Origin of the sequence: Ancylomarina sp., from assembly GCF_041555295.1 — a bacterium.
Taxonomy (GTDB): domain Bacteria; phylum Bacteroidota; class Bacteroidia; order Bacteroidales; family Marinifilaceae; genus Ancylomarina.
In genome coordinates, this window is the sequence record NZ_JBFFKR010000034.1 from 1 (window position 1) to 23,064 (window position 23,064).

At 36.7% G+C, this 23,064-nt stretch carries 19 protein-coding genes; 14 read left to right on the forward strand and 5 right to left on the reverse strand.

Annotated elements, in window-relative coordinates; genetic code table 11:
- The 14 genes from ABY905_RS04720 to buk form a co-directional block, all read left to right on the forward strand.
- The coding region (locus ABY905_RS04720; RefSeq protein ID WP_372641076.1) for a hypothetical protein at window positions 1-345 on the forward strand (345 nt) is incomplete at its 5' end.
- Window positions 346-877: 532 nt separating this feature from the next.
- Entirely contained in the window at window positions 878-2,122 is a 1,245-nt protein-coding gene (locus ABY905_RS04725) for a thiolase C-terminal domain-containing protein (RefSeq protein WP_372641078.1), read from the forward strand.
- Between the two features lie 57 nt (window positions 2,123-2,179).
- Entirely contained in the window at window positions 2,180-3,319 is a 1,140-nt protein-coding gene (locus ABY905_RS04730; RefSeq protein WP_372641080.1) for an acyl-CoA dehydrogenase family protein, read from the forward strand.
- A gap of 92 nt (window positions 3,320-3,411) precedes the next feature.
- The gene (locus ABY905_RS04735; RefSeq protein ID WP_372641082.1) at window positions 3,412-4,161 is read left to right on the forward strand and encodes an electron transfer flavoprotein beta subunit/FixA family protein; all 750 of its coding nucleotides are present in this window, start codon (window positions 3,412-3,414) and stop codon (window positions 4,159-4,161) included.
- A gap of 71 nt (window positions 4,162-4,232) precedes the next feature.
- Entirely contained in the window at window positions 4,233-5,198 is a 966-nt protein-coding gene (locus ABY905_RS04740) for an electron transfer flavoprotein subunit alpha/FixB family protein (protein ID WP_372641084.1), read from the forward strand.
- 66 nt (window positions 5,199-5,264) lie between these two features.
- On the forward strand, window positions 5,265-6,524 hold the full coding sequence (locus tag ABY905_RS04745) for a 4Fe-4S dicluster domain-containing protein (RefSeq protein ID WP_372641086.1): 1,260 nt from the start codon (window positions 5,265-5,267) through the stop codon (window positions 6,522-6,524).
- Between the two features lie 36 nt (window positions 6,525-6,560).
- Window positions 6,561-7,358 carry a (Fe-S)-binding protein gene (locus ABY905_RS04750; RefSeq protein WP_372641088.1) on the forward strand — a complete coding sequence of 266 codons (798 nt, stop codon included), beginning with the start codon at window positions 6,561-6,563 and terminating at the stop codon, window positions 7,356-7,358.
- Between the two features lie 60 nt (window positions 7,359-7,418).
- The gene (locus ABY905_RS04755; protein ID WP_372641090.1) at window positions 7,419-8,246 is read left to right on the forward strand and encodes a mechanosensitive ion channel family protein; all 828 of its coding nucleotides are present in this window, start codon (window positions 7,419-7,421) and stop codon (window positions 8,244-8,246) included.
- 220 nt (window positions 8,247-8,466) lie between these two features.
- On the forward strand, window positions 8,467-10,098 hold the full coding sequence (locus tag ABY905_RS04760) for a carboxyl transferase domain-containing protein (RefSeq protein WP_372641092.1): 1,632 nt from the start codon (window positions 8,467-8,469) through the stop codon (window positions 10,096-10,098).
- A gap of 39 nt (window positions 10,099-10,137) precedes the next feature.
- Window positions 10,138-10,926, forward strand: coding sequence for an enoyl-CoA hydratase-related protein (locus ABY905_RS04765; RefSeq protein ID WP_372641094.1), 789 nt, complete (start codon window positions 10,138-10,140; stop codon window positions 10,924-10,926).
- 9 nt (window positions 10,927-10,935) lie between these two features.
- Complete coding sequence (locus tag ABY905_RS04770; protein ID WP_372641096.1) at window positions 10,936-12,912, forward strand: biotin carboxylase N-terminal domain-containing protein; 1,977 nt, start codon at window positions 10,936-10,938, stop codon at window positions 12,910-12,912.
- Window positions 12,913-12,976: 64 nt separating this feature from the next.
- On the forward strand, window positions 12,977-14,779 hold the full coding sequence (locus ABY905_RS04775) for an acyclic terpene utilization AtuA family protein (RefSeq protein ID WP_372641098.1): 1,803 nt from the start codon (window positions 12,977-12,979) through the stop codon (window positions 14,777-14,779).
- Between the two features lie 75 nt (window positions 14,780-14,854).
- Entirely contained in the window at window positions 14,855-16,000 is a 1,146-nt protein-coding gene (locus ABY905_RS04780; RefSeq protein WP_372641100.1) for an acyl-CoA dehydrogenase family protein, read from the forward strand.
- Between the two features lie 62 nt (window positions 16,001-16,062).
- Window positions 16,063-17,136 carry a butyrate kinase gene (buk, locus tag ABY905_RS04785; RefSeq protein WP_372641102.1) on the forward strand — a complete coding sequence of 358 codons (1,074 nt, stop codon included), beginning with the start codon at window positions 16,063-16,065 and terminating at the stop codon, window positions 17,134-17,136.
- Between the two features lie 69 nt (window positions 17,137-17,205).
- Here the strand turns inward: buk and ABY905_RS04790 are convergent, their stop codons facing one another.
- The 5 genes from ABY905_RS04790 to ABY905_RS04810 all read right to left on the reverse strand — a co-directional run bounded on the left by ABY905_RS04790 (window position 17,206) and on the right by ABY905_RS04810 (window position 22,972).
- Window positions 17,206-17,961 carry a tetratricopeptide repeat protein gene (locus tag ABY905_RS04790; protein ID WP_372641104.1) on the reverse strand — a complete coding sequence of 252 codons (756 nt, stop codon included), beginning with the start codon at window positions 17,959-17,961 and terminating at the stop codon, window positions 17,206-17,208.
- A 2-nt stretch (window positions 17,962-17,963) separates the two neighbouring features.
- A complete protein-coding gene (locus tag ABY905_RS04795) occupies window positions 17,964-19,775 on the reverse strand; it encodes a BatD family protein (RefSeq protein WP_372641106.1) in 1,812 nt (603 codons plus the stop codon).
- Window positions 19,776-19,980: 205 nt separating this feature from the next.
- Window positions 19,981-20,802 (reverse strand): tetratricopeptide repeat protein, encoded by an 822-nt coding sequence (locus tag ABY905_RS04800; RefSeq protein WP_372641108.1) that lies wholly within the window; start codon window positions 20,800-20,802, stop codon window positions 19,981-19,983.
- Between the two features lie 35 nt (window positions 20,803-20,837).
- On the reverse strand, window positions 20,838-21,869 hold the full coding sequence (locus tag ABY905_RS04805; RefSeq protein WP_372641110.1) for a VWA domain-containing protein: 1,032 nt from the start codon (window positions 21,867-21,869) through the stop codon (window positions 20,838-20,840).
- 110 nt (window positions 21,870-21,979) lie between these two features.
- On the reverse strand, window positions 21,980-22,972 hold the full coding sequence (locus tag ABY905_RS04810; RefSeq protein WP_372641112.1) for a VWA domain-containing protein: 993 nt from the start codon (window positions 22,970-22,972) through the stop codon (window positions 21,980-21,982).
- Window positions 22,973-23,064 lie beyond the last annotated feature (92 nt).

Below are 23,064 nucleotides of genomic sequence, written 5' to 3' on the forward strand. Positions count from 1 at the left end.
AAAATCGTTTCGGTATATGATATAGATGCAAAAGCATATAAGGCTATTGCAGATGTGAAAATTTCTAATGAGGCTTATTTCACTCCTCAACCTACTGAGAAGTTGAATTGGAAGACTGTGATTCGTGAAAGAGAAAGAGAAGGTATTTTATCTCCATTCTTCAATGAGTTAAAAGTATTAGCTAGCCCTGCTTCTAAATTGGCTGTTGCTTACGGACAAAAGTCTAAAGCTATCGGACAATTATTAGTTGATGGTGGTGTAGCTGCTGACACAAAGGCCGTAAATAAAGTAATGGAGACAGGTTTCTACCATGCTTACGGACCAGTAAATAATTTCTTCGAATAAATTTTAATTTCCCTATATGGAAAAGCTCAACTTTGGTTGAGCTTTTTTTATGCACAAATGTCTGGTTTATGATTACTCTAGTAATTTGAGTTTTAGTTTTTCTATTTTGATTAATCTGATTTAGATCTAATTAGTAATTTATAAATATTTTGATAGTCTTTGGTTGTGTGTCGATTCTCTATTATAAGCGAAGTTCGTACTTGTATCTTAGAGTCATATTATATCTAATTAGATACAAAAATCGTTAACGAATTTAGGGGTTTTTATTTTTTTTTTGTTTATCAATTGGAACTCTTTATGCCGTATTTACTAGTCTAGTAGATCTATTTATGTTTATTTGTTTTAGATAAGCTTTGTCATGATTCTGATTTTAAGGGAATTATTGCTAAATTAAATCACTGAAACGATATCGTGCTTCACTTATTGAGCAATAAAGCCTACACTATAAGGACTTGATTTTACTTTCATATTAAGACCCAGTTAGGCTTTCATTTCGTTTGAAAAAAGATTTTTTTAACAAACGCCAACTCATATGAAATCTCCTCGTCGAAAAATTTACATGATTGCTGGTTACAACACCGTATCAATGGGAACAGGTCGTTCCGAATTCAATCCTAAAAAAGGTAGTCGTCCTCTGGAAAGTTATATCAAAGAAGCAGGGCAAGCAGTGTTAGAAAAAATTGGCGGTGCTGATAAAGTAGACGAAGGCGTTATTGGTAATTTTATGGCAGCCCGATTTAATAATCAGGCAAATTTACCTGCATTTTTTCCCTTAATTGATGAAGGTCTTAAATTTAAACCTGCTATAAGTGTTGAAGGCGCCTGTGCTTCGGGAGGTTTGGCATTAATATCTGCCATAAAATCGGTATTAGCTGAAACAGCTGATGTGGTTTTGGCTTTAGGTGTTGAAGTTCAAAATACAAAGAAGGCTGTTTATGGTGCTGATATACTAGCTGCAGCAGGTTGGAATCAATCTCGAAAAAATGGGCATGCCTATTTTTTTCCTGGTGTGTTTAGTAATAGAGCAGGAGCATACTATGAGAAATACGGAAAAGATCGAACTCGATTGGCTATGAGCCAATGGTATGTCAATGCTATAGAGAATGCCAGACTCTGTCATACTGCTCAAGAAGCAGAGAATAAAAAATCTAATTTACTTGATACGGCACTTAAGATGCCATTAAACCCTAAGAAATTTGTTGATCATTTAACGGTACTCGATTGTTCTAAGGTCTCAGATGGTGCTTCAGCTATTGCTGTTGTTTCAGAGGAGGGTTTAAAACGATTAGGTTTCAAACCAGAAGAAGCTATTGAGGTACTTGGCTTTGCTCAAATGACATCGGATATTACTCAAGACCCAACAGATCCTACTGCGTTGGAAACAACTCGAAATGCTGTTAAGAAGGCCCTTGATATGGCAGGTGTTACTATTAGTCAGTTAGGAACTATTGAATTACATGATTGTTTTTCGATTGCAGGTATTATGGCCGTTGAAGCCATTGGATTAGCAGAAACTGGTAAGGGTATTGATTACGTTATTGATGGGAAAACTAAACGTGATGGAGAGATGCCAATAAATACCACTGGAGGTCTAATTGGTTGGGGACATCCAACAGGAGCAACAGGAGTTCATCAGGCAGTTACCCTATGGGAACAATTGACAGGTAAAGCAGGTGATGCCCAAATCAAAATTAGTAAGGATAGACCTTATGCTCTTAGTATTAATATGGGAGGTGATGATAAAACATTGGTCTCTATTGTTTATAAAAAGGGCTAGAATCTGGATGAAAAATAACCACACACACTAACTATTAACCCTTAAACAAACCACACTATGAATTTTGAATTCACCGAAGAACAAGAGATGATTCGAGATGCTGCCCGTGATTTTGCTCAGCGAGAATTATTACCAGGAGTGATTGAGCGTGATGAAAATGCAACATACCCTAAAGAACAAGTTAAACGATTAGGCGAACTGGGATTTCTAGGAATGCTAGTTAGTCCTGAATATGATGGAGGAGGAATGGATACTGTTTCCTATGTTTTAGCAATGGAAGAAATATCCAAAGTAGATGCATCTGTCTCAGTTATCATGTCTGTGAATAATTCTCTAGTTTGCTGGGGAGTTCAGAAATATGGAAGTGAAGCCCAAAAAGAGGAATTCTTGAAACCAATGGCAAGAGGTGATAAAATCGGAGCATTCTTACTTTCAGAGCCTGAGGCAGGATCAGATGCTACCTCGCAAAGAACGACTGCTGTTGATATGGGTGATCATTATTTGGTTAATGGTATTAAAAATTGGATTACTTCTGGAGGAACGGCATCAACCTATTTGCTAATTGCACACACCCATCCAGAAAAAAAACATCATGGTATAAATGCTTTTCTGATTGATTCAAAATTAGATGGGATTAGTGTGGGACCACATGAGAATAAAATGGGTATGCGAGCTTCGGATACCCACTCAGTCATGTTTAATAATGTGAAGATTCCTAAGGAAAATCGTTTAGGAGAAGATGGGCAGGGTTTTACAATTGCAATGAAATCACTTGAGGGTGGACGAATTGGAATTGCATCACAAGCTTTAGGTCTTGCTTCAGGTGCCTACGAATTGGCCTTGCATTATGCTCAGGAGAGAAAAACCTTTGGAAAAGAAATTTTTAAGCATCAAGCCATTGCTTTTAAATTGGCAGATATGGCTGTTGAAATAGAAGCTGCTCGCTACTTTTGCTTGAAAGCCGCCTGGCTTAAAGACCAAGGAAAACCTTACGGACAAGCAAGTGCCATGGCGAAATTATATGCTGCAGAAACAGCTATGAAAGTGACCACTGAAGCCGTTCAAATTCATGGTGGTAATGGCTATGTCAAAGAGTATCATGTTGAACGTTTGATGCGAGAAGCAAAGCTAACCCAGATCTATGAAGGCACCTCAGAGATACAAAAAATTGTGATTTCAAGGGGATTATTAGCATAGATTGATTATCTTAATTAAGGATTTATGAATATTAGAACACTGTCCCTAGTATTAATCTATAAATCAACACTAACCACAAAAATATAAACCATATGAAAATATTAGTTTGTATCAGTAATGTTCCCGATACCACTACTAAAGTGAAATTCACCGATAATAACAAGCAAGTTGATGATGCAGGTATTCAGTGGATTATCAACCCATGGGATGAACTAGCATTAACCAGAGCTATAGAACTGAAGGAAGATGCTAACAATTCAATTGACGAAGTTTGTGTTATAAATGTAGGCTTATCTAAATGTGATGCGACTTTAAGAAAAGCACTAGCCATTGGAGCAGATAAAGCAATAAGAGTGGATGCAGATCCTCTTGATGCTTATTATGTCGCAGGTCAAATTGCCCACTATCTTAAAAATAACCCTTTTGATATTGTACTAAGTGGTATTGAGTCGAGCGATTATAATGGCTCTTCAGTAGGAGGTATGCTCAGTGAGTTTATGGATTGTCCTGCGATTTCATCGATGACTAAACTGGAAGTTGAGAATGGGAATGTAATTATTCATAGAGCTATTCCAGGTGGAAAACAAATACTCGAATTGACACCTCCTTTTGTTGGTATCGTTCAAAAAGGAATCACGAATGAACCAAGAATTCCAGCTATGCGTGGTATTATGATGGCAAGAAAAAAGCCTTTAGAAGTCTTACCAGCAGTAGATGTGGAATCTCTAAGTCATATTGTTGAGTTTGAATTACCACCAGCCAAAGCATCGTGTAAAATGATAGATGCTGAACACTTGGAGGAATTGGTAGATCTACTTAAGTCTGAAGCCAAAGTTTTATAGGCTATTACAATTGACTTTATTATTAGAGATTAGATAAATTAGAGAAGATAAATTCTAAAATATTATATGCTATGTCAGTAATCGCATTTGCAAAAAATTGGGAGGGTAAATTTAAAAAATCAACTTATGAGTTGGTTTCCTATGCTAAGGACCTGGCCTCTCGTCTTAATACACAAACTCTCGTTCTTTCAATTGGAGAGGTTGACGAATCAGAATTGGAAAAACTGGCTCTATATGGAGCTGATAAAATTATTTCTGTTGATGATTCCCGTTTAAATATTCTTAGTAGCCGTATTTATGCTGAAGTTATTAGCCAAGTCGTAAACAAAGAGAATGCTTCCTGTGTGATCTTGAGTGATAATAATTCGGGAAAGGCGATCTCACCACGTTTATCGGTTAAACTGAAAGCAGGATTAGCAGCGGGTGTTTTAGATGTGGCGAAATCTTTAGATCCTTTTGTAATAAAGAAGCAAGTCTTCACTGGGAAGGCTTATGCTTATGTTCAAGTTGATTCTGAAAAGAAGATATTGACATTGTCAAAGAATTCCTTTGGTATACTCGAAAACCCAACGAGTTTAAATCTTGAGAAGTTTACACCTGATCTAAGAGATGATCTTTTTAAGATAAAAGTAAAATCGGTAGAAAGTGCTGATAATAAAATTATTTTGGCTGATGCTGATATTGTGGTTTCTGCTGGTAGGGGAATGAAAGCTGCTGATAATTGGCAGCCCGTTGAAGATTTAGCTTCTCTATTGGGTGCAGCGACAGCATGTTCACGTCCTGTATCTGATGATGGTTGGAGAGGGCACGAAGAGCACGTCGGACAAACAGGTAAGGTAATTGCTCCGAATTTGTATTTCGCAATTGGGATTTCAGGAGCTATTCAGCATGTGGCTGGGGTCAGTCGCTCCAAGTGTATAGTTGCTATAAATACCGATCCTGAAGCACCGATTTTTTCTGTAGCTGATTATGGTGTTATTGGTGATGCTATGACAGTGCTTCCAAAATTAACTGAGATTATTCGTAATGGAGAGTAATACAAATTGAGTCAGCTCTTGTAGCTGACTCATTATTTTCAAATCTATAAGCAAACCCTATACATCATGATAAAGCAAACCCTATTTACTGTTGTTCTTCTTATTACCCTAGGTGTTTTTGTTTGGTCGGTATTTCGTTTAAGAGCTTTCTTTAAATTGACTAAGCCTGCATACCCCATAAAGAATATATCAGCACGAATAACACGAACATTGAACGTCGCGTTTGGGCAAAGTAAGATTTTCAGAAAACCCATTATTGGTTTCATGCATGCGCTGGTTTTTTGGGGATTTTTAGTGATTACTTTGGGAAGTATCGAGATGGTTTTTGATGGGCTTTTAGGCTCTGATCGATCCTTCGCATTTATGGGTGCTTTTTACGATGTGATTATGGCATCAGGCGATGTGTTTGCTTTTATTATTCTGGTTTTCATTATTTTCTTCATCATCAGAAGAAATTTCATGAATATATCTCGCTTTAAAGGCGTTGAAATTACGCCTAAAACGAATTTAGATGCTCAATTATCGCTTTATTTTATTGGTTTCCTAATGTTATCCCTTTTATTGTTTAATTTGGGTTATATCAGTAACCATTCCAATGAGGTGTTGGGTGTTTATCCTGTTTCTTCCAAAATTATCCAATGGACTTCTATGGATTTTGGAGCATTGCAAGAATCTGGTTGGTGGGTTCACATCCTATTGATATTTATTTTTGCGAACTACCTCCCTTACTCTAAGCATTTTCATGTGTTTTTATCTATACCTAATGTTTTTCTATCTAATCTTGAGCCATTAACAAAATATCCAAATCTTGAGTCGATAACGAAAGAGGTGAAATTGATGTTAGACCCTGATGCTGCTTACGATGAAAGTGAAGAGGTAACCCGCTTTGGCGTCAAGGATATTGAGGATGTAACTTGGCGTAATTATATGGACTCATTAGCTTGTACACAGTGTGGACGTTGTACTGATGTTTGTCCGGCAAACATCACTGGTAAACGTTTATCGCCACGTAAAATATTTGTTGATCTTCGTCATCGAATGAATGAAAAGGGTGCTCTTTTGATACAAGGGAAAGAAGATGCGAAGAGTTTAATCAGAGATTATATTAGCGAAGAAGAAATTTGGGCTTGTACATCCTGTAATGCATGTGCACAAGAGTGTCCGATAGAAATAAGTCATCCGAATTTGATTATGGATATGCGACGGTATTTGGTGATGGAAGAAGCTTCAGCTCCTGCCGGATTGAATGCCATGTTTGCAAATATTGAAAATAATGGAGCCCCTTGGCAATATTCTCCTGAGGATAGAATGAAGTGGGCAGAATAATTGATCTTAAAAATTGAAAAATCATATCCAAATTATATGAATAAAAACACAAAAATAGATATTCCAATAATGGCTGATGTCGCTTCTAAAGGCGAACAAATTGAGTATTTATACTGGGTAGGATGTGCAGGAGCTTTTGATCTTCGTTATCAGAAAGTTGCTCGTTCATTTGCAAAAATACTGAATCACCTTGAGCTGAGTTATGCTGTTTTAGGCACCGAAGAGAGTTGTACTGGTGATGCAGCAAAGCGTGCCGGTAATGAGATGTTATTCCAGATGCAAGCCATGCAGAATATTGAAATTTTGAATGGCTACAACATTAAAAAAATAATTTGTACTTGCCCACATTGTTACAATACCCTTAAGAATGAATATCCGGATTTAGGAGGTCATTACGAGGTGATAAATTATACTGTGTTTATAGATGATCAAATTAAAATGGGAAACTTAGATTTGGACAAGAATCCATTTTTGAATCAATCCATCACTTATCATGATCCTTGCTACTTAGGTAGAGGAAATAAGATCTATGATGCACCTCGAAATATTGTAAAGGCTGTTTATGGTGAAGTAAAAGAGATGAAACGATGCAAAAGTTCAGCTCTTTGTTGTGGCGCAGGAGGTGCCCAAATGTTTAAGGATGCTGAAAAGGGGGATAAAGAGGTCTTTATTGAACGCACCGAAGATGTTCTTGAACAAAAGGTTGATAAATTGGCAACAGCTTGCCCTTTTTGTATGACCATGCTGACTGATGGTATCAAATTTAAGAATAAAGAGGAAGAAGTTGAGAACCTGGATATAGCAGAAATTGTTGCACAGGCTCTAGATCTATAACATATACTACGGTTTCGCTATTTATAGTGACGCAATGAATTTTTTAAAACGAATAAATTAATGGGAATAAGTGAATTTTTAAATTACAGTTTGATTACGTCTAAGAACTTTAGTCTGACTGTTTATGGTGTTCTAATGGTTATTGGTGTCGTTATTGTAACCATTATTATCTTAAGAATACTGAAGCGTATTTTTAAACGTTTTATTGCCAAACGAGAGAGAGATCAAGGTGTTTATTGGTCTGTATTTTTATTTGTTAAATATCTAACCTGGGTAATTGTTGTTATTGCTCTACTTGATACGGTAGGCGTACAGATTTCTGTTCTACTTGCCAGTATTGCTGCTCTTTTGGTTGGAGTTGGTTTGGGTATTCAGCAACTCTTCAATGATATTGCCTCAGGTTTGGTTTTAATCGTAGAAAGAAACCTTCAGATTAATGATGTCATTCAATTGGATGATGACACGGTTGGTAAGGTAATTGAAATTGGCTTGAGAACTTCTAAAATTAAAACAAGGGATGATATTGTGATGATTGTTCCAAATTCGAAGTTTGTTAATGACAGAATTATTAATTGGAGCCATATCGATTTTAAAACGCGTTTTTTTGTTGAAGTTGGTGTGGCTTATGGTTCCGATGTGAAGTTGGTAAGTGACTTATTAAAAGCTTGTGCCATGGCTCATAATAAGATTGCTAATAAACCAGTAGCTTTTGTACGTTTTAACAATTTTGGAGAGTCTTCACTCGATTTTCAATTATACTTTTGGGTGCAAGAGACATTCTTAGTAGAAAATATTAAAAGTGATTTAAGATTCGCAATTGATGAGGCTTTCAGAAAGAATGGAGTCATAATTCCATTTCCTCAAAGAGATGTGCATATGAGGAAATAAAATTTTCGTTTGTGATAATGCGGGGTAAAGTGTTTGACTGTGGAGAAGGAGTATTGGGATGAATCTTATGATCTTTAATAAGCTTTGATAATTCGTTTTTCTTAGAGTAATATTTAATTAAGAAAAACAGATCTGCTAGTATTTTGTCTAAATTTGATTTATATTCAAGTAAAATTTGAATATACTGACTTGATGAATATAATGAACAAGCTCTGTTCAGTTGTCTCACGAAAAATCAAAAACATTGTACCGCTTAAAATCAAAAATAGATACACAATCTGAAGAATTTCTTTCAAACAAAGCAGCTTATGCAGCCTTGGTAGAAGATTATCGTCAAAAACTGAAATCAGTTATTGACGATGCTGATCCTAAAGCAAGAGAAAAACACCTTTCAAGAGGGAAGCTTTTGGTACGTGATAGAATTGAACTTCTTCTGGATAAAAATACCCCATTTTTAGAACTTTCACCACTTGCTGCTTATAACCAGTACAATAATAAATTCCCATCGGCAGGAATAGTCACTGGAATTGGTGTTGTGCAAGGGCGAGAATGTATCATCATTGCTAATGATGCGACTGTTAAAGGTGGAACCTACAATCAATCAACAATTAAAAAACATATTCGAGCTCAAGAGATTGCTATGGAGAATCACTTGGCTTGTATTTATATGGTCGATTCCGGAGGTGCTTTTTTACCTGAACAGGCTAATGTATTCCCTGATAAGTTAGATTTTGGTCGATTCTTCTTCAATCAGGCTCAAATGTCAGCCAAAGGCATACCTCAAATTGCAATGGTGATGGGCTCGTGTACTGCCGGTGGAGCCTATGTGCCTGCCATGAGTGATGAAACCATTATTGTTAGGGGACAAGGAACCATCTTTATTGGTGGACCTCCATTGGTGAAAGCGGCTACTGGGGAGGAAGTCACAGCAGAGGAGCTTGGTGGAGCTGAAGTGCATACGTCAACTTCAGGCGTTGCCGATTATTTGGCTGAGAACGATAGACATGCCATCCAAATCTGTCGAAATATTTTTGAATCTATTCCAATTCCTCAAAAACAAACTTTAAACAAGATAAAGGCTGTCGAACCTGCTTATGATCCTTCAGAATTGTACGGATTAGCACCTTTAGATCTTAAGAAACCTCTTGATGCTCGTGAACTAATTATGAGAATTGTTGATGGGAGTTCTTTTAATGAATTTAAAGAACGTTACGCCCCAACCATTGTAACAGGCTTTGCCAGAATCATGGGCTACCCGGTGGGTATTATTGCCAATAATGGCATTATCTTTTCCGAAACTTCTCTTAAAGCCGCTCATTTCATTGAATTGTGTTGTCAGCGCAAAACACCCTTAGTATTCCTTCAAAATATTACAGGTTTTATGGTAGGTAAAGAATACGAACATCGAGGAATCGCTCGTGATGGAGCCAAAATGGTTCATGCCGTGGCTAATGCACAAGTACCCAAATTTACGGTTATTGTAGGTGGTTCATTTGGAGCTGGAAATTATGCTATGGCTGGCCGTGCCTATGAGCCCCGTTTGTTGTTGATGTGGCCAAATGCCAGAATTTCAGTTATGGGTGGTGAACAGGCCGCAGGTGTTTTGGTTCAAGTGAAAGAACAGCAGTTAAAATCAAGAGGTCAGGTGTTTGATGAGGATGAGAAGAATAAACTTCGTGATAACATCCTACAGAAGTTTGAAGAAGAAGGCTCTCCTTATTACAGCACATCACGTATGTGGGATGATGGGATAATCGATCCATTGGAAACCAGACAAGTCCTTGCTTTAGGTATTGCAGCTTCTCAAAATAAAGAATATGGAGAACCTAAATTTGGCATTTTCCGAATGTAATCCTAAGTGTTTTTTTGAAAATTGAATGAAACAGAAATCATGTATAAAACGATAGAATTTAAAATAGAGCATCAGATTGGCTACGTTTATTTGAATCGACCTGAGATACATAATGCCTTTAATGAAGTGATGATATCAGAATTGATTCATTGCTTTGCTGGGGTTGAAAAAATGGACTATACTGAAATTCGTTTACTTGTTATAGAAGGTAGAGGACCATCATTTTGTGCTGGTGCAGATCTAAAATGGATGAAATCAGTGGTTAATTACTCGCATGAAGAGAATTATCAGGAGAGTTTTAAGTTGTCACAGTGTTTCAATAGTATCTATTCCTGTAAGTTTCCAACAATAGCCATGGTTCATGGGGCAGCTATAGGTGGCGCTAATGGTTTATTAGCGGCTTGCGATTTTGTACTTGCTGATAAAAAAGCTGTTTTCTCACTTAGTGAGGTTAAAATTGGTATTGTACCAGCTTGTATTTCGCCCTATGTGATGAAAAGAGTAGGGGAATATAAATCAAAAGAATTGATGCTTACTGGAATCCGTTTTTCGGGAAAAGTAGCTGAAAAATATGGTCTTGTAAATTGGTCATTGGGAGAGAAGAAAAGAAAAGCAAAACTAGCAGAATTGATTCATAATCTTGGCACAAGTGGACCTATTGCAGTTTCGCAGTGTAAGCAGTTAATCTACGATATGAGTAATCGATTAAGTCATGAAGAAGCTATGACTTATACGGCTAAAATGATAGCTGATCTAAGAAAATCAGATGAAGGACAAGAGGGAATGAATTCCTTCTTGGAAAAGAGAAAACCGAATTGGGTGAAATAATAGATACGGATGTATTATAAACGACTACTAATAGCAAATAGAGGTGAAATTGCAGTTCGAATCATTCGAACCGCTCATAAATTGGGTATTTCGACCTTGGTTATTTATTCTGACAAAGATAAGGATGCTGATCATGTTCGCTTAGCTGATGAGGCGTACCCTCTTAAGGGAGATGATTTGTTGTCAACTTATTTGGATAAGCAACAAATAATTAAGATTGCTTTAGAAAATAAGGCCGATGCGATTCACCCAGGTTATGGATTTCTTGCAGAGAATCCTGTATTTGCTAAAGCCTGTTCAGAGGCAAAAATAGATTTTGTGGGGCCCGATGCAAAGTCCATTGAATTGATGGGAAATAAGGTCAATGCTCGTGAATTTGCTGTTTTACAGAATTTGCCTGTTTTAGAGGGAATTATTGGAGATAAGGCGACTTTATTGAAGAACTCTGCTCAATTGCAATTTCCAGTTTTGGTGAAAGCAGCTGCAGGAGGTGGTGGCAAGGGCATGCGTATTGTTAAATCTAAATCAGATTTGGAATCAGCTATTGCGGCTACATCTCGTGAGGCTGAAAAATACTTTGGTAATGGCGAAGTGTTATTAGAACGTTATATTGAAAATCCACGTCATATTGAAGTTCAGATCCTCGCAGATAAACATGGAAATGCCATTCATTTGTTTGAAAGAGAATGTTCGATTCAGCGTCGTTTCCAAAAAATTATTGAAGAAGCACCATCAGCAAGTGTAAGCCCCGAGCTTAGACTAAGAATGGGGAATGCTGCTGTTCGTTTAACTCAAGCATTGGGCTATTCTAATGCGGGTACAATTGAGTTCTTGATGGATGAGAACAATGAGTTCTACTTTTTGGAGATGAATACTAGGATTCAAGTTGAACACCCCGTAACCGAAATGATTACAGGAATTGATTTGGTTGAAGAGCAGTTGGCGATTGCTTCAGGTAAGAAACTCAGATATAATCAGGACGATATTGTTATGAATGGTCATGCCATTGAAGCCAGAATCTATGCTGAAGATCCCGAGCACGATTTCATACCTGCTCCCGGAGACATTGAGCTTTATAAGGAACCGATTGTAACAAACACAAAACTTCGTGTAGACTCGTCACTTTCGAAAGCGAGTACAATTTACCCGGATTTTGACCCTATGATCTCGAAATTGGTTGTATGGGATGAAACAAGAGACCTAGCAATTTATGGTTTGCAACAAGCTTTGTCAGATTATCACATTCATGGTATAAAAAACAATATTCATTTTCTTAAGAATCTGATTGGGACAGATGAATATATTCAAAATCAGATATCAACCCATTTCTGCAAGGATAACGAGAAAGAACTTTTAGTTCGGATGAATCAGGATCAGCAATCCATAGATCATGCTTTATTCTATGCTGCCTTCTCACATTTTGACTTGCATGTAGACCCAGCTAAAAACATTTGGGAAGAAATTGGCTATTGGCGTAATGCCAGAAAGGTATTTAAGTTAACTCACGATGATAAAACGATTGAAGTTTCAGCAATTGATGAAATGACTTATGAGATAGATAAAAGAACTTATCGTTTTGAAAAGCTGGAGTTGAATGATAATTGTATTGATCTGATTTATAATGGGAAGATCTATTCATTCTATATTTCAAAGGATGAGCGTAATGAAGCATATGTTTCATGTAAAGGAATTCTGTTGACATTGAGACGTTGGTCTGATTCCGTTAATGAACTTTTCAATGAGAGCTTTGAAAGTGAGAGCAATTCTGGAGATCGAATTCTTGCTCCTCTTCCAGGCAAAGTTGTTAAGATTAATGTGAAGCTTGGAGAGAAAATTCAAAAGTCAGATGTCTTACTTATTCTGGAATCCATGAAAATGGAAAATAGCATATTAGCACCTTTCGATGCCGTGGTTTCTGAAATCGTGATTAAGGAAGGTGATCAGGTTAAAAGTCAAATGGAACTTATAAAATTGATTGAGGCGTAGGATAAATTATGAACTTATACGATTGGAATAGAGTATTCTCAATTGTTAATTAAATGATAACATCATGAAAGACAAAATTCGAATAGCAAATGCCGGTGGTTTTTGGGGAGATGATCTTGGGGTTTTAAGACGTCAGTTAGAAGGTGGAGAATTGGACTATATTTCTTCGGACTTTTTAGCTGAGGTTACCATGAGTATCCTTCGAAAACAACAGTTAAAGAATGAAGCCATGGGCTATGTGGGCGATTTTGTCGGTCAGATTGTTGATGTGGCTGAGTTGATGAAAGCAAAAAAGGTACGAATGCTAACCAATGCAGGTGGTATTAATCCTTTAGCTTGTGCAAGAAAAATTTTAGCAGAGCTGAAAGTTAAAGGCATTGACTTGAAAATTGCAGTTGTTATTGGTGATAATATCATTGAGCGAATTGATGAGTTCTATCCAGATAAGGCCATGTTTACTGATATGGAAACAGGTGATGATTTTGCTCATATCAAAGATAATATTCAATCTGCAAATGTTTATTTAGGTGTTCCTCCTTTACTGAAGGCTCTTGAAAGTGGTGCTGATTTAATTCTTGCCGGTAGAGTGACCGATACATCGATAACCATGGCACCTTTCATTTATGAACTTGGTTGGGATTTAGATGATTGGGATAAATTAGCTGCTGGATTGGTAGCAGGACATATTATTGAGTGTGGTGCACAAGCCAGTGGCGGTAATTTTACCGATTGGCAAAAAGTTGAGAAGTGGGATAATATGGGCTATCCAATTGTTGAAATGAATCGTGATGGGAGTTTTGAGGTTTATAAACATCCTAATACGGGTGGGCTGATAAGTCGTGATACTATTCGTGAGCAATTGGTTTATGAAATGGGTGATCCCAAGCACTATATTAGCCCTGATGTTGTTGCTGATTTTAGTCAATTAGAATTGACAGATGTGTCTCAAAATAGGGTCTTAGTGAAAAATTCTAAAGGTCATCCTTCAACACATTTTCTAAAAGTATCTATGGCTTATGAGGATGGATATAAGGCTGTAAGCTCTATTGTTATTTCAGGAGGACGTGTCTTAAATAAAGCTCGTGAGTTTGAGAAGATTTTTTGGCAAAGGTTGAATATTGATTATAAGAAAACCAATACAGAATACGTCGGTTATAATGCTTGTCATCAGGATTTGGTTGAGGAAATTGATCCTAATGAGATTCTACTGCGTTTTTCTGTCTACGATGATGATTTAGATAAGATTAAGGCCTTTTCTACAAGTATTGCTCCATTGATATTGAGTGGTCCTCCGGGAGTGGCTGTGATAGGCGGAAGAGCTCGTGGGCAGCAGGTTATGACCTATTGGCCAACTCTAATACCGAAAACTTTGATTCAAACTATTGTGCATGTCTTAGATTCAAAGGGAGATATTCAAGAAACTTATGAAATTGACTCTGTTTTGGGAAATGAAGCAGATTTTAATGTAGAAAAATCAAAATCTCATTCTACTTCTAGCGATAAGTATTCTCAAATGGAGATGGAGCATGTGCCTCTTAGAACAGTTTGTATGGCCCGTTCCGGAGATAAGGGTGATACTTTTAATATTGGCGTATTAGCCCGATCAGAATCGATTTATAATTATCTGAAAACAAGCTTAACATCTGAGGTTGTGAAAACGATGTTTAAAAGTATTTGTAAGGGGAAAGTGAAGCGCTATGAACTAGATAACTTATTGGCTTTTAATTTCCTTTTAGAAGAATCTTTAGATGGAGGAGGTACAAAATCATTGATGATTGATGCACAAGGTAAGACTATGGCTTCGGCACTCTTAAATCAATCGTTCCCTATACCAAAGGCTTACTTAAAAGATATCAAGTTAAAATAGCTTGAATTATTATTTGAATGAAGTTGAGTGTTGAAATAATCCTTAACTTATAATCAACAAGTAAATACACAGCATATGGATCCTTTTTTAAACGAAGAACATCATATTATACGAAAGGCGGTTCGCGATTTTGCTGAAAGAGAGATTAAACCTCTTGCTGCTGAATTAGATGAGAAAGAAGAATTTTCTCCTGAACTGACAAAGAAAATGGGAGAGATGGGATTATTCGGTATGTTCTTACCCGAGAAATATGGTGGACATTCAAGCGATTATCTTTCATATATCATTGCAGTTGAAGAAGTGGCTCGAGTTGATGGATCACATGCAGCAACTTTAGCCGCACACAATTCATTGGGAATCGGTCCAATCTATAATTTTGGAACCGAGAAACAAAAATTAAAATATCTACCTGGGCTTTGTTCTGGGAATGAGTTATGGGCCTTTGGATTAACTGAAGCTGAAGCTGGATCTGATTCAAGGGGAACCAAGACTTTTGTAAAGGATCTTGGTGCGATGTGGGAGATTAATGGATCCAAAATTTTCATTACTAATGGATCAAATATACAAACCTCAGGTGTTACAGTTCAAACCATATCAGCAATAGATGGTGAGGAAAAAGAATTCACTTGTATATTGGTAGAAAAAGACACTGAAGGCTGGAAAAGTCAGCCAATGCATGGTAAACTCATGTGGCGTGCTTCAGATACATCTCAAATGTTTTTTGATAATTGTAAAGTACCCAAAGAAAATATCCTTGGATTACGTGGAATGGGATCAAAAATCATGTTGAAGACACTTGATTCGGGACGGCTTTCTATTGCTGCAATGGGACTTGGTTTAGCACAAGGTGCTTTTGAGATGGCTTTAGAATATGCAAAGGAACGTAAGCAATTTGGTAGACCAATTTCAAAATTCCAAATTAACAGTTTCAAACTTGCCGATATGGCAATGAAGATAGAGTTAGCAAGAAATCTGTTGTATAAGGCATGTTGGTTGAAGGATAATGGTCAGCCATTTGAAAAGGAAGCAGCTATGTCTAAATTATATTGCTCTGAAATAGCAAAAGAAGTCGCTGATGAGGGCGTTCAAATTCACGGAGGATATGGTCTGATGAAAGAGTATCCTATTGAGCGATTCTATCGTGATCAGCGTTTGCTACAGATTGGGGAAGGAACTTCGGAAATTCAACGCTTGGTCATATCACGATATATAGGATGTTAAACATACAAAAGGATATGAAATAGGAGATATTAATCAAAATACAAACAATAAACACGAATAATATGAGAGATCTAGTTTTAGCACTTAATCCAAGAATGTACTTCACAAGAGTGGCTGTATATCAGGGGAATTCGACTTTGTTTTTCAAGAAAATTAATCATCACAATTTAGAAAAGGGTGTAAATCCATCTTTTAACGATCAGGTCCAGTATCGCACTTCAGTGATATTGAAAGAACTTGAAGAGAATGATATTGAGATAAAACACATTAAGGTTGTTATTGGTCGTGGTGGTTTGATTAAGCCAGTTGAGTCCGGGGTCTATCGTGTAAACGAAGCAATGGTTCAAGATCTTAGATCTGCTGAATTTGGCGAAGATGTCGTTAACCTGGGTGGTTTGTTAGCAGATGGAATTGCAAAAGCCATTGAGGGAGCACATGCTTATATTGCCGATCCTGTTGTTGTAGATGAGTTTCAGGATATCGCTCGTTTTACAGGTCGTCCGGAGTTTAAGCGTCGCTCAATTTTCCATGCTCTCAATCACAAAATATCTGCACGAAAGTATGCTAAGATCAAGTATGCAGAGTATGAGGATATGAATTTGATTGTCGCACATCTTGGTGGAGGTATTAGTATTGGAGCTCATAAAAAAGGCCGAGTGATTGATGCGAATCAAGCTTACGATGGCGATGGTCCATTTTCTCCTATTCGCAGTGGTTCTTTACCAATGGGAGATGTGATAAAAATGTGTTATTCTGGAAAATATACCAAAGAAGAGATGTTGAAAATGCAGACAGGCGAAGGGGGCTTGTATGCTTATTTTAAAACATATAGCGCTTATGATGTTTGCCAGCTAAGAGACGCTGGAGATGAGAAAGCTGAAGAGGTTTTGTCTGCTATGGCTTATCAGGTTTCCAAATACATATCATCCTTATATGTTTGCTTTGAAGGGGAATCTGTTGATGGAATCGTGATAACTGGCGGTTTAGCGAAGGATGATAAGTTTGTTCGTGAAATACGTCATAGAGTTGAAGTTATTGCTCCTGTGTATGTTATTCCTGGGGCGGAAGTATTGGGAGCCTTATCTTATTATGGACAAATGATTCTTAGAGGCGAAACGGAAGTCAAGAACTATTAAGTCTGTCAGGGTAAAAAAATAAGGGCAACTATCCAGTTGCCCTTATTTTTTTGATTTATGATTCAGAATCTAGATGATCTCAATATCTTCTTTTTTAAGCCAGCCTTGGTTGCCATCACTTAGTTTGATGTTACGCCAATCGCCAAGTGCTTCTATAACTTTAACCTTGGTGCCTTCGTGTAGTAAGAAGAGTTGAGTGCCACTCTCATCAGGAGAACCCTTAACTGTAACACTAGGACTAAATACAATAGCGTACTCTCGAAGCGTAAGTTGCTTGTTCATTTTTGCTGCAAAATTGTAGAATACAAGACTTGAAAGTAAACATAGGATTGATAGGAAGAAGCCAAGTTTTTTAATTCGACTCTGCTTGCTATACAAGTAAAGGCTCATTAAAGCTAAGAAGAAGAAGAAGAAACCTATCGATAACCAAGACCAAGCATTGGCTGATAAACTATTCCATAAGCCAGAAACCCATGAGCTCACGAAGAACTCAGGAAGAACTTCTAACTTATCTGTAACGTTTTTCTGTGCCAATTCCAGATTATATTTGATATCCTCATCCTCAGGAGATAGAAGAAGAGCTCTTTCATAATTTAGAATGGCTGGAGCTATTTTGCCTGTTTTGTAATAGGCATTAGCTAGATTGAAATAGATTTCAGGAGCTTCAATACGAGTTTCCAATACAGATTCGTACGACTTGACAGCTTCTTCGAATTCGCCTTTCTGATAAAGGTCATTAGCTTCTTGAATTGGATTTGCTTGAATTTGAGCAAATACCTGAATAGATAAAGCTAAGGCTATAAGGGTGTAAATGAACTTTTGCATAATTACTTGATGTTTTTTTCAAGTTTGGTAATGGTATCCATGGTTTTCTGATAAAGGCTGTCCATTTCGGATGAGCCACTTGATGGTGCATAACGAGCAAATTCGCAAGTATCTAGAATAGCCATAAAATCGGTAATGATTTCCTTCTCAATTTCTTTTTCTATAAGAATTTCATTGATATTATCCTTACTCAAATCGGATAAGGGTAAGTTGAACTTATCTGAGATATAATCCCATAGAGCTTTCAATATTTCATCGTAGAAAGCTTCTTTTTTATTTGCCTTTAGGCTTATAGATGCTGCTTTTAAACGTTTCATTGCAACCCGATTCGCACGCTTATTTTTCATCTTAGCCACATCAGCATTTTCTTTGATTCGCTTACGATTGAAGAAAAATGCCATTAAGAAAATGAAAAGAGGTAAGATATAGGCCAAATAAAAATTAAGGGTTCCAAAGAAAATTTCACCTTTGTAGATGGGTTCAAAAAGATTGGTTTTAATAAAACGAATATCTTTTCCAATAAACTTCACATCTTCTTTAGTGAAAGAACTAATGGTTGTATTTGAAATGCCACCTTCACCTTTTGCCACATGAATTTTAAATTCAGGACTTAACTTGGTTCTATATAGTTTTGCTTTAGGATCGAAATAGGTAAACTCGTTTGCCGGAATGGTAAAATCACCTGCGTGGCGAGGAATAATTAAATATTCAAATGTCGTTGAGCCCGTCATTCCTTTAGCTGAGCTCTGTAGATTTTGATTGGTTTTTGGATCATAAACCTCAAAGTCTGCAGGGAAATCAAATTTTAATGGATTAATAAGTTTCATGTTTCCATTACCCGAGATCGTCACTTTCATGGTAATTGCATCGTCAACTTTAACAGAATCTTGGTTGATAGTTGTATTCATTTTAAACTGACCAACAGCACCATCGAAACTTCTTGGAGCATTATTCGGTACTGGTTTAACCTTAATTTTAACAGGCTTTGATTTACGTGGAATACGAACGTTCTTGTAGTTGTTAAAGAAATCGTCGAAGAAACCTCTTGAGCGTGCCTGCGCAGTTAATTGCACAATACAACTTAACTCCATAGGATCAATAATAATTTCTCCATCATGCTGAGGGAATAGTAAAATCTCCTTTATGGTATAAGTATAGAATATTTCACCATTTATATTTTCGCCTTGAAATGCATTGGAATTAGATCCTTCAATATTCTGAGTTAAGAACCCTTGGTATGAAGGTTCTTTAAATTGCTCAAAGTTGACAACCTTAACATCTTTAGTATAGATTTTCAAACTTGCTTTTACAGGCTCACCCATAAAAACAGATTTCCTATCGACATTAACCTTGAGATACAAATTGTCTTCTGTTATATTTTGCGCTTGAGCTGATGTACTTTGATGCGTTCCCTGTTGTTTATTCTTAGTGCTCGAACGAACGACTTCAATCGTATGACTATTCGATTTAATCACCTTTCCATCCACCGTAATTTCAGCTGGTTCAAAAGTGAATTTCCCTTCTGTTTCGGCAAGCAACACATAAGTGTATGTGTATGATGAGCTGGACGTCATTTTCCCATTGACATACTGCGTGCTCATGCTGGTTGAAGTAGAAGGTCCTAAAAGAACTCTAAAGCCTTTTATTGCTGGAAGTTTCAATCCTTCTCCTTTCTCATTCAAACTGTAGGATAGGCGAAATTGCTCACCTAAAGCAACAACATTTGGTGCTGTAGCTGTAAATTTAGTTTTATCGGCAAAAGCCGAAGTACTAAAAAATAGACATGTAAGTAATAAGAAAAATAGTCTCTTCATCAATCTTTATTTATTTTTCTAAAAGGTTTAATTTTATGCAAAATCAAAATTACAGATAATTTTGCAAATTAAGTGCGAAGCAGTGAATAAGTCTATTGTTAATTTAGAAACACAATTAACAATTAAATTATGAGTGATGAATTATAAATGAATAGAAAGTCATGATATTTTAAATAATTCTTAAATCCTAATTCACCATTGTGTATTACCAATCCTTTTTGATTTTTTGTTTCTTCTTCTTTTGTGCTTTAGCCTTAGCTTTTTGAACTTTCTGTTGCACTTTTTTCTCGTCGTTTTCCAGAGCTTTTAATAAGCGTTGAGCATCTTCTTTAGAGATTTTACCTTCTTTAGGTTCTTGTTTCTTATCCTTGTCTCCTTCGTTTGGCTCTTGCTTCTCTTTCTCCTTATCTTTTTGATCTTTCTTTTTATCCTGATCCTTTTTCTGGTCGTCTTGCTTTTTATTTTGATCGTCTTTATTCTCTTGATCTTTTTTATCCTGGTCTTTATTCTTGTCTTTGTTATCCTTATTATCCTTATTATCCTTATTATCCTGGTTCTGTTGATCCTTATTTTGTTTTTTCTGCTGCTCTTCTTTTTCCTTCATTTTACGAGCATATTCCAAATTGTATTTGGTTTCTTTCGAATCAGGAAAATGTCGAAGAGATTGTTTATAAGCTTCAATACTTTCGTCAATCTTTTTATTAACGAGTAGGGTGTTACCAATATTGTGGTGTAAAAGACCTAAACGTTGAGGATCGGTTTCTTTTGAAGCCAATGTTTGAAATTGTTCCAAAGCTTCGTCATATTTCTTTTGCTTGTAAAGGGCATCGCCCAAGTTGAAGGCAGCCTCAAAAGATGCCACATCCTTATCTAGAGCTTTTCGATATTCTACTTCAGAATTCTCAAAGTTCTTGTTTTCGAAAAGGCCATTCCCTTTTCTGATAAATTTTCTTTCTTTCTGAGCGTTTGCTTCAAAACAAGCAAGGCTAAGCAGAGCTAATATGAGTAGGCTAATTTTTGTCTTCATTCTAATCTTTTTTAATCAATACTGATCTTAATATTTTACTTACTGAATAGATGAATATCTTTAAAATGACGATTCTTTCTGTCTAGAATAAGATATTCAATCAGAATAAGTAAAAGGACAAAGGCTATAAAGTATTGAAACTTCTCATCGTAATCCGAATAGATTCTTTGTTCCAATTCGGTTTTCTCCATTTTATTAATTTCTTTGAAAAGAGCTTTTAATCCAGTCGTTGTATTGTTGGCTTTAATCATATTACCCCCGCCAGCTTCTGCAATTTCAGCAAGCATTTTCTCATCGAGCTTAGAGATAACCACATTGCCCTCGTCATCTTGTCTAAACTGACCAGACTTACCTTTTATTGGAATAGGAGCACCCTTTGGTAGTCCCATGGCAATGGTATGAACCACAATGCCTTGTTCTAGAGCGGCTTTTGCAGCAGCTGTTGCATCATCTTCATGGTTTTCACCATCGGTAATAACGATAATGGCTTTGCTCGCTTCACTATCCGGAGTAAAACTTTTGCTGGCTAAATTAATGGCCGATCCAATTGCAGTTCCCTGAACTGGTACAATATCCGTATTGATAGTCGATAAAAACAGCTTTGCTGAAGAATAATCAGTCGTAATGGGTAACTGTGTATAAGCCTCACCAGCAAACACAATTAAACCAATCTTGTCGTTACTCAAATTATCAACCATTTGGGAAATTGCACGTTTTGCACTCTCTAAACGATTGGGTTTAATATCCTGTGCCAGCATTGAGTTAGACACATCTAAAGCAATGACAATCTCAACACCCTTGCGCTTGATTTTTCTCAGCTTAGAGCCAAACTGAGGACCAGCTATGGCAATAATAAGAAAACTAAAAGCCAAAAGCATGATAGCGAATTTATAAACAGGTCGTGTGAATGATGCGAAAGGCATCAACTGCGAAATGATAGACATATCGCCATATTCCTTAAGTGCCTTTTTCTTCATTCTATAGCTAATGTAATAAAGCACCACAAGAGCAGGAATAATGAAGAATAAGTAGAGATATTCTGGATGTTCAAAACGAAACTGGTTCATTTTCAGATAATATTAAGTGAGTATCGATTTTTTCGGTTTGAGATGATTTACATCTCAATACTCATGGTTATTTTTTAATCTTAAATCAATTAGCCTCAATCATAAATTCATTAAGGAATGTTTCTAAGAATACTGTTTCGGAAAGCAATTTCAAGTAAAAGGAATAGGGCAGCCCAAAGTGCATAGCTTTTGTATGCTTCACTCTTGGTGCTAAACTGTTTCACTTCTATCTTTCTTTTTTCCATCTGATCAATTTCTTCGTAGATGGCTTTTAGTTTATTGTTATCCGTTGCTCTAAAGTATTTTCCACCAGTAAGCTCAGCAATATCCGTTAGGGTAGCCTCATCAATTTCTACAGGCATATTCTGCATTTGTATGCCAAAAGGTGTTCTGAAAGGGTAGGGCGCTGTGCCTTGAGTTCCAATACCTACTGTATAAACACGAATACCAAACGTTTTAGCTAATTCTGCAGCCGTAATAGGCGCAATTTCACCTTGGTTGTTAACCCCATCGGTAAGAAGAATGATCACTCTCGATTTGGCTTCACTATCTTTTAGACGATTCACAGCATTTGCCAAACCTAAACCAATAGCCGTTCCATCTTCAATCATTCCTGATTTGATATCGCTAAAAAGGTTGATTAATACGGCGTGATCAGTCGTCAGTGGACATTGAGTAAAACTCTCTCCACTAAAAATGACCAAGCCAATTTTATCTTGCTGACGTCCCGTGATAAATTGAGTTGCCACATCTTTAGCTGCTTCTAAACGGTTGGGTTCGAAATCTTGAGCTAACATACTACTCGAAATATCCAGAGACATGACGATATCGATTCCTTCTGAACTCACATTTTTCCAATCATTGCTCGATTGTGGACGAGCCAATGCAATCACCAAAAAAGCAATAGCAAGAACTCTAAAAAGAATAAGAGCATGTCGGAAATAAAACTTATAAGTTTTAGGAGCCTTGGACAGACTCTTTAATGTAGAGACCTGTATGCTGGCATGTGCCTTTTTATCGCGCCAAAAGTACCATGCAATAACAGGAACGATTAGCAGCAGTAAGTATAGGTATTCAGGATTTGCAAAATCTAGATTATTCATATTTTAAGTACCAAGTGTAAAGGTTAAAAAGGATAAAGGTTAAAGTGAAAAAGGTTAAACTAGTGTTGATGTTAAGATTGATAACAGACAAC

Bases quoted from the DNA above. Each gene is read 5' to 3' on its own strand.
- ABY905_RS04725 (WP_372641078.1), top strand. From the start codon at position 878: ATGAAATCTCCTCGTCGAAAAATTTACATGATTGCTGGTTACAACACC.
- ABY905_RS04730 (WP_372641080.1), top strand. From the start codon at position 2,180: ATGAATTTTGAATTCACCGAAGAACAAGAGATGATTCGAGATGCTGCC.
- ABY905_RS04735 (WP_372641082.1), top strand. From the start codon at position 3,412: ATGAAAATATTAGTTTGTATCAGTAATGTTCCCGATACCACTACTAAA.
- ABY905_RS04740 (WP_372641084.1), top strand. From the start codon at position 4,233: ATGTCAGTAATCGCATTTGCAAAAAATTGGGAGGGTAAATTTAAAAAA.
- ABY905_RS04745 (WP_372641086.1), top strand. From the start codon at position 5,265: ATGATAAAGCAAACCCTATTTACTGTTGTTCTTCTTATTACCCTAGGT.
- ABY905_RS04750 (WP_372641088.1), top strand. From the start codon at position 6,561: ATGAATAAAAACACAAAAATAGATATTCCAATAATGGCTGATGTCGCT.
- ABY905_RS04755 (WP_372641090.1), top strand. From the start codon at position 7,419: ATGGGAATAAGTGAATTTTTAAATTACAGTTTGATTACGTCTAAGAAC.
- ABY905_RS04765 (WP_372641094.1), top strand. From the start codon at position 10,138: ATGTATAAAACGATAGAATTTAAAATAGAGCATCAGATTGGCTACGTT.
- ABY905_RS04770 (WP_372641096.1), top strand. From the start codon at position 10,936: ATGTATTATAAACGACTACTAATAGCAAATAGAGGTGAAATTGCAGTT.
- ABY905_RS04775 (WP_372641098.1), top strand. From the start codon at position 12,977: ATGAAAGACAAAATTCGAATAGCAAATGCCGGTGGTTTTTGGGGAGAT.
- ABY905_RS04780 (WP_372641100.1), top strand. From the start codon at position 14,855: ATGGATCCTTTTTTAAACGAAGAACATCATATTATACGAAAGGCGGTT.
- buk (WP_372641102.1), top strand. From the start codon at position 16,063: ATGAGAGATCTAGTTTTAGCACTTAATCCAAGAATGTACTTCACAAGA.
- ABY905_RS04790 (WP_372641104.1), bottom strand. From the start codon at position 17,961: ATGCAAAAGTTCATTTACACCCTTATAGCCTTAGCTTTATCTATTCAG.
- ABY905_RS04795 (WP_372641106.1), bottom strand. From the start codon at position 19,775: ATGAAGAGACTATTTTTCTTATTACTTACATGTCTATTTTTTAGTACT.
- ABY905_RS04800 (WP_372641108.1), bottom strand. From the start codon at position 20,802: ATGAAGACAAAAATTAGCCTACTCATATTAGCTCTGCTTAGCCTTGCT.
- ABY905_RS04805 (WP_372641110.1), bottom strand. From the start codon at position 21,869: ATGAACCAGTTTCGTTTTGAACATCCAGAATATCTCTACTTATTCTTC.
- ABY905_RS04810 (WP_372641112.1), bottom strand. From the start codon at position 22,972: ATGAATAATCTAGATTTTGCAAATCCTGAATACCTATACTTACTGCTG.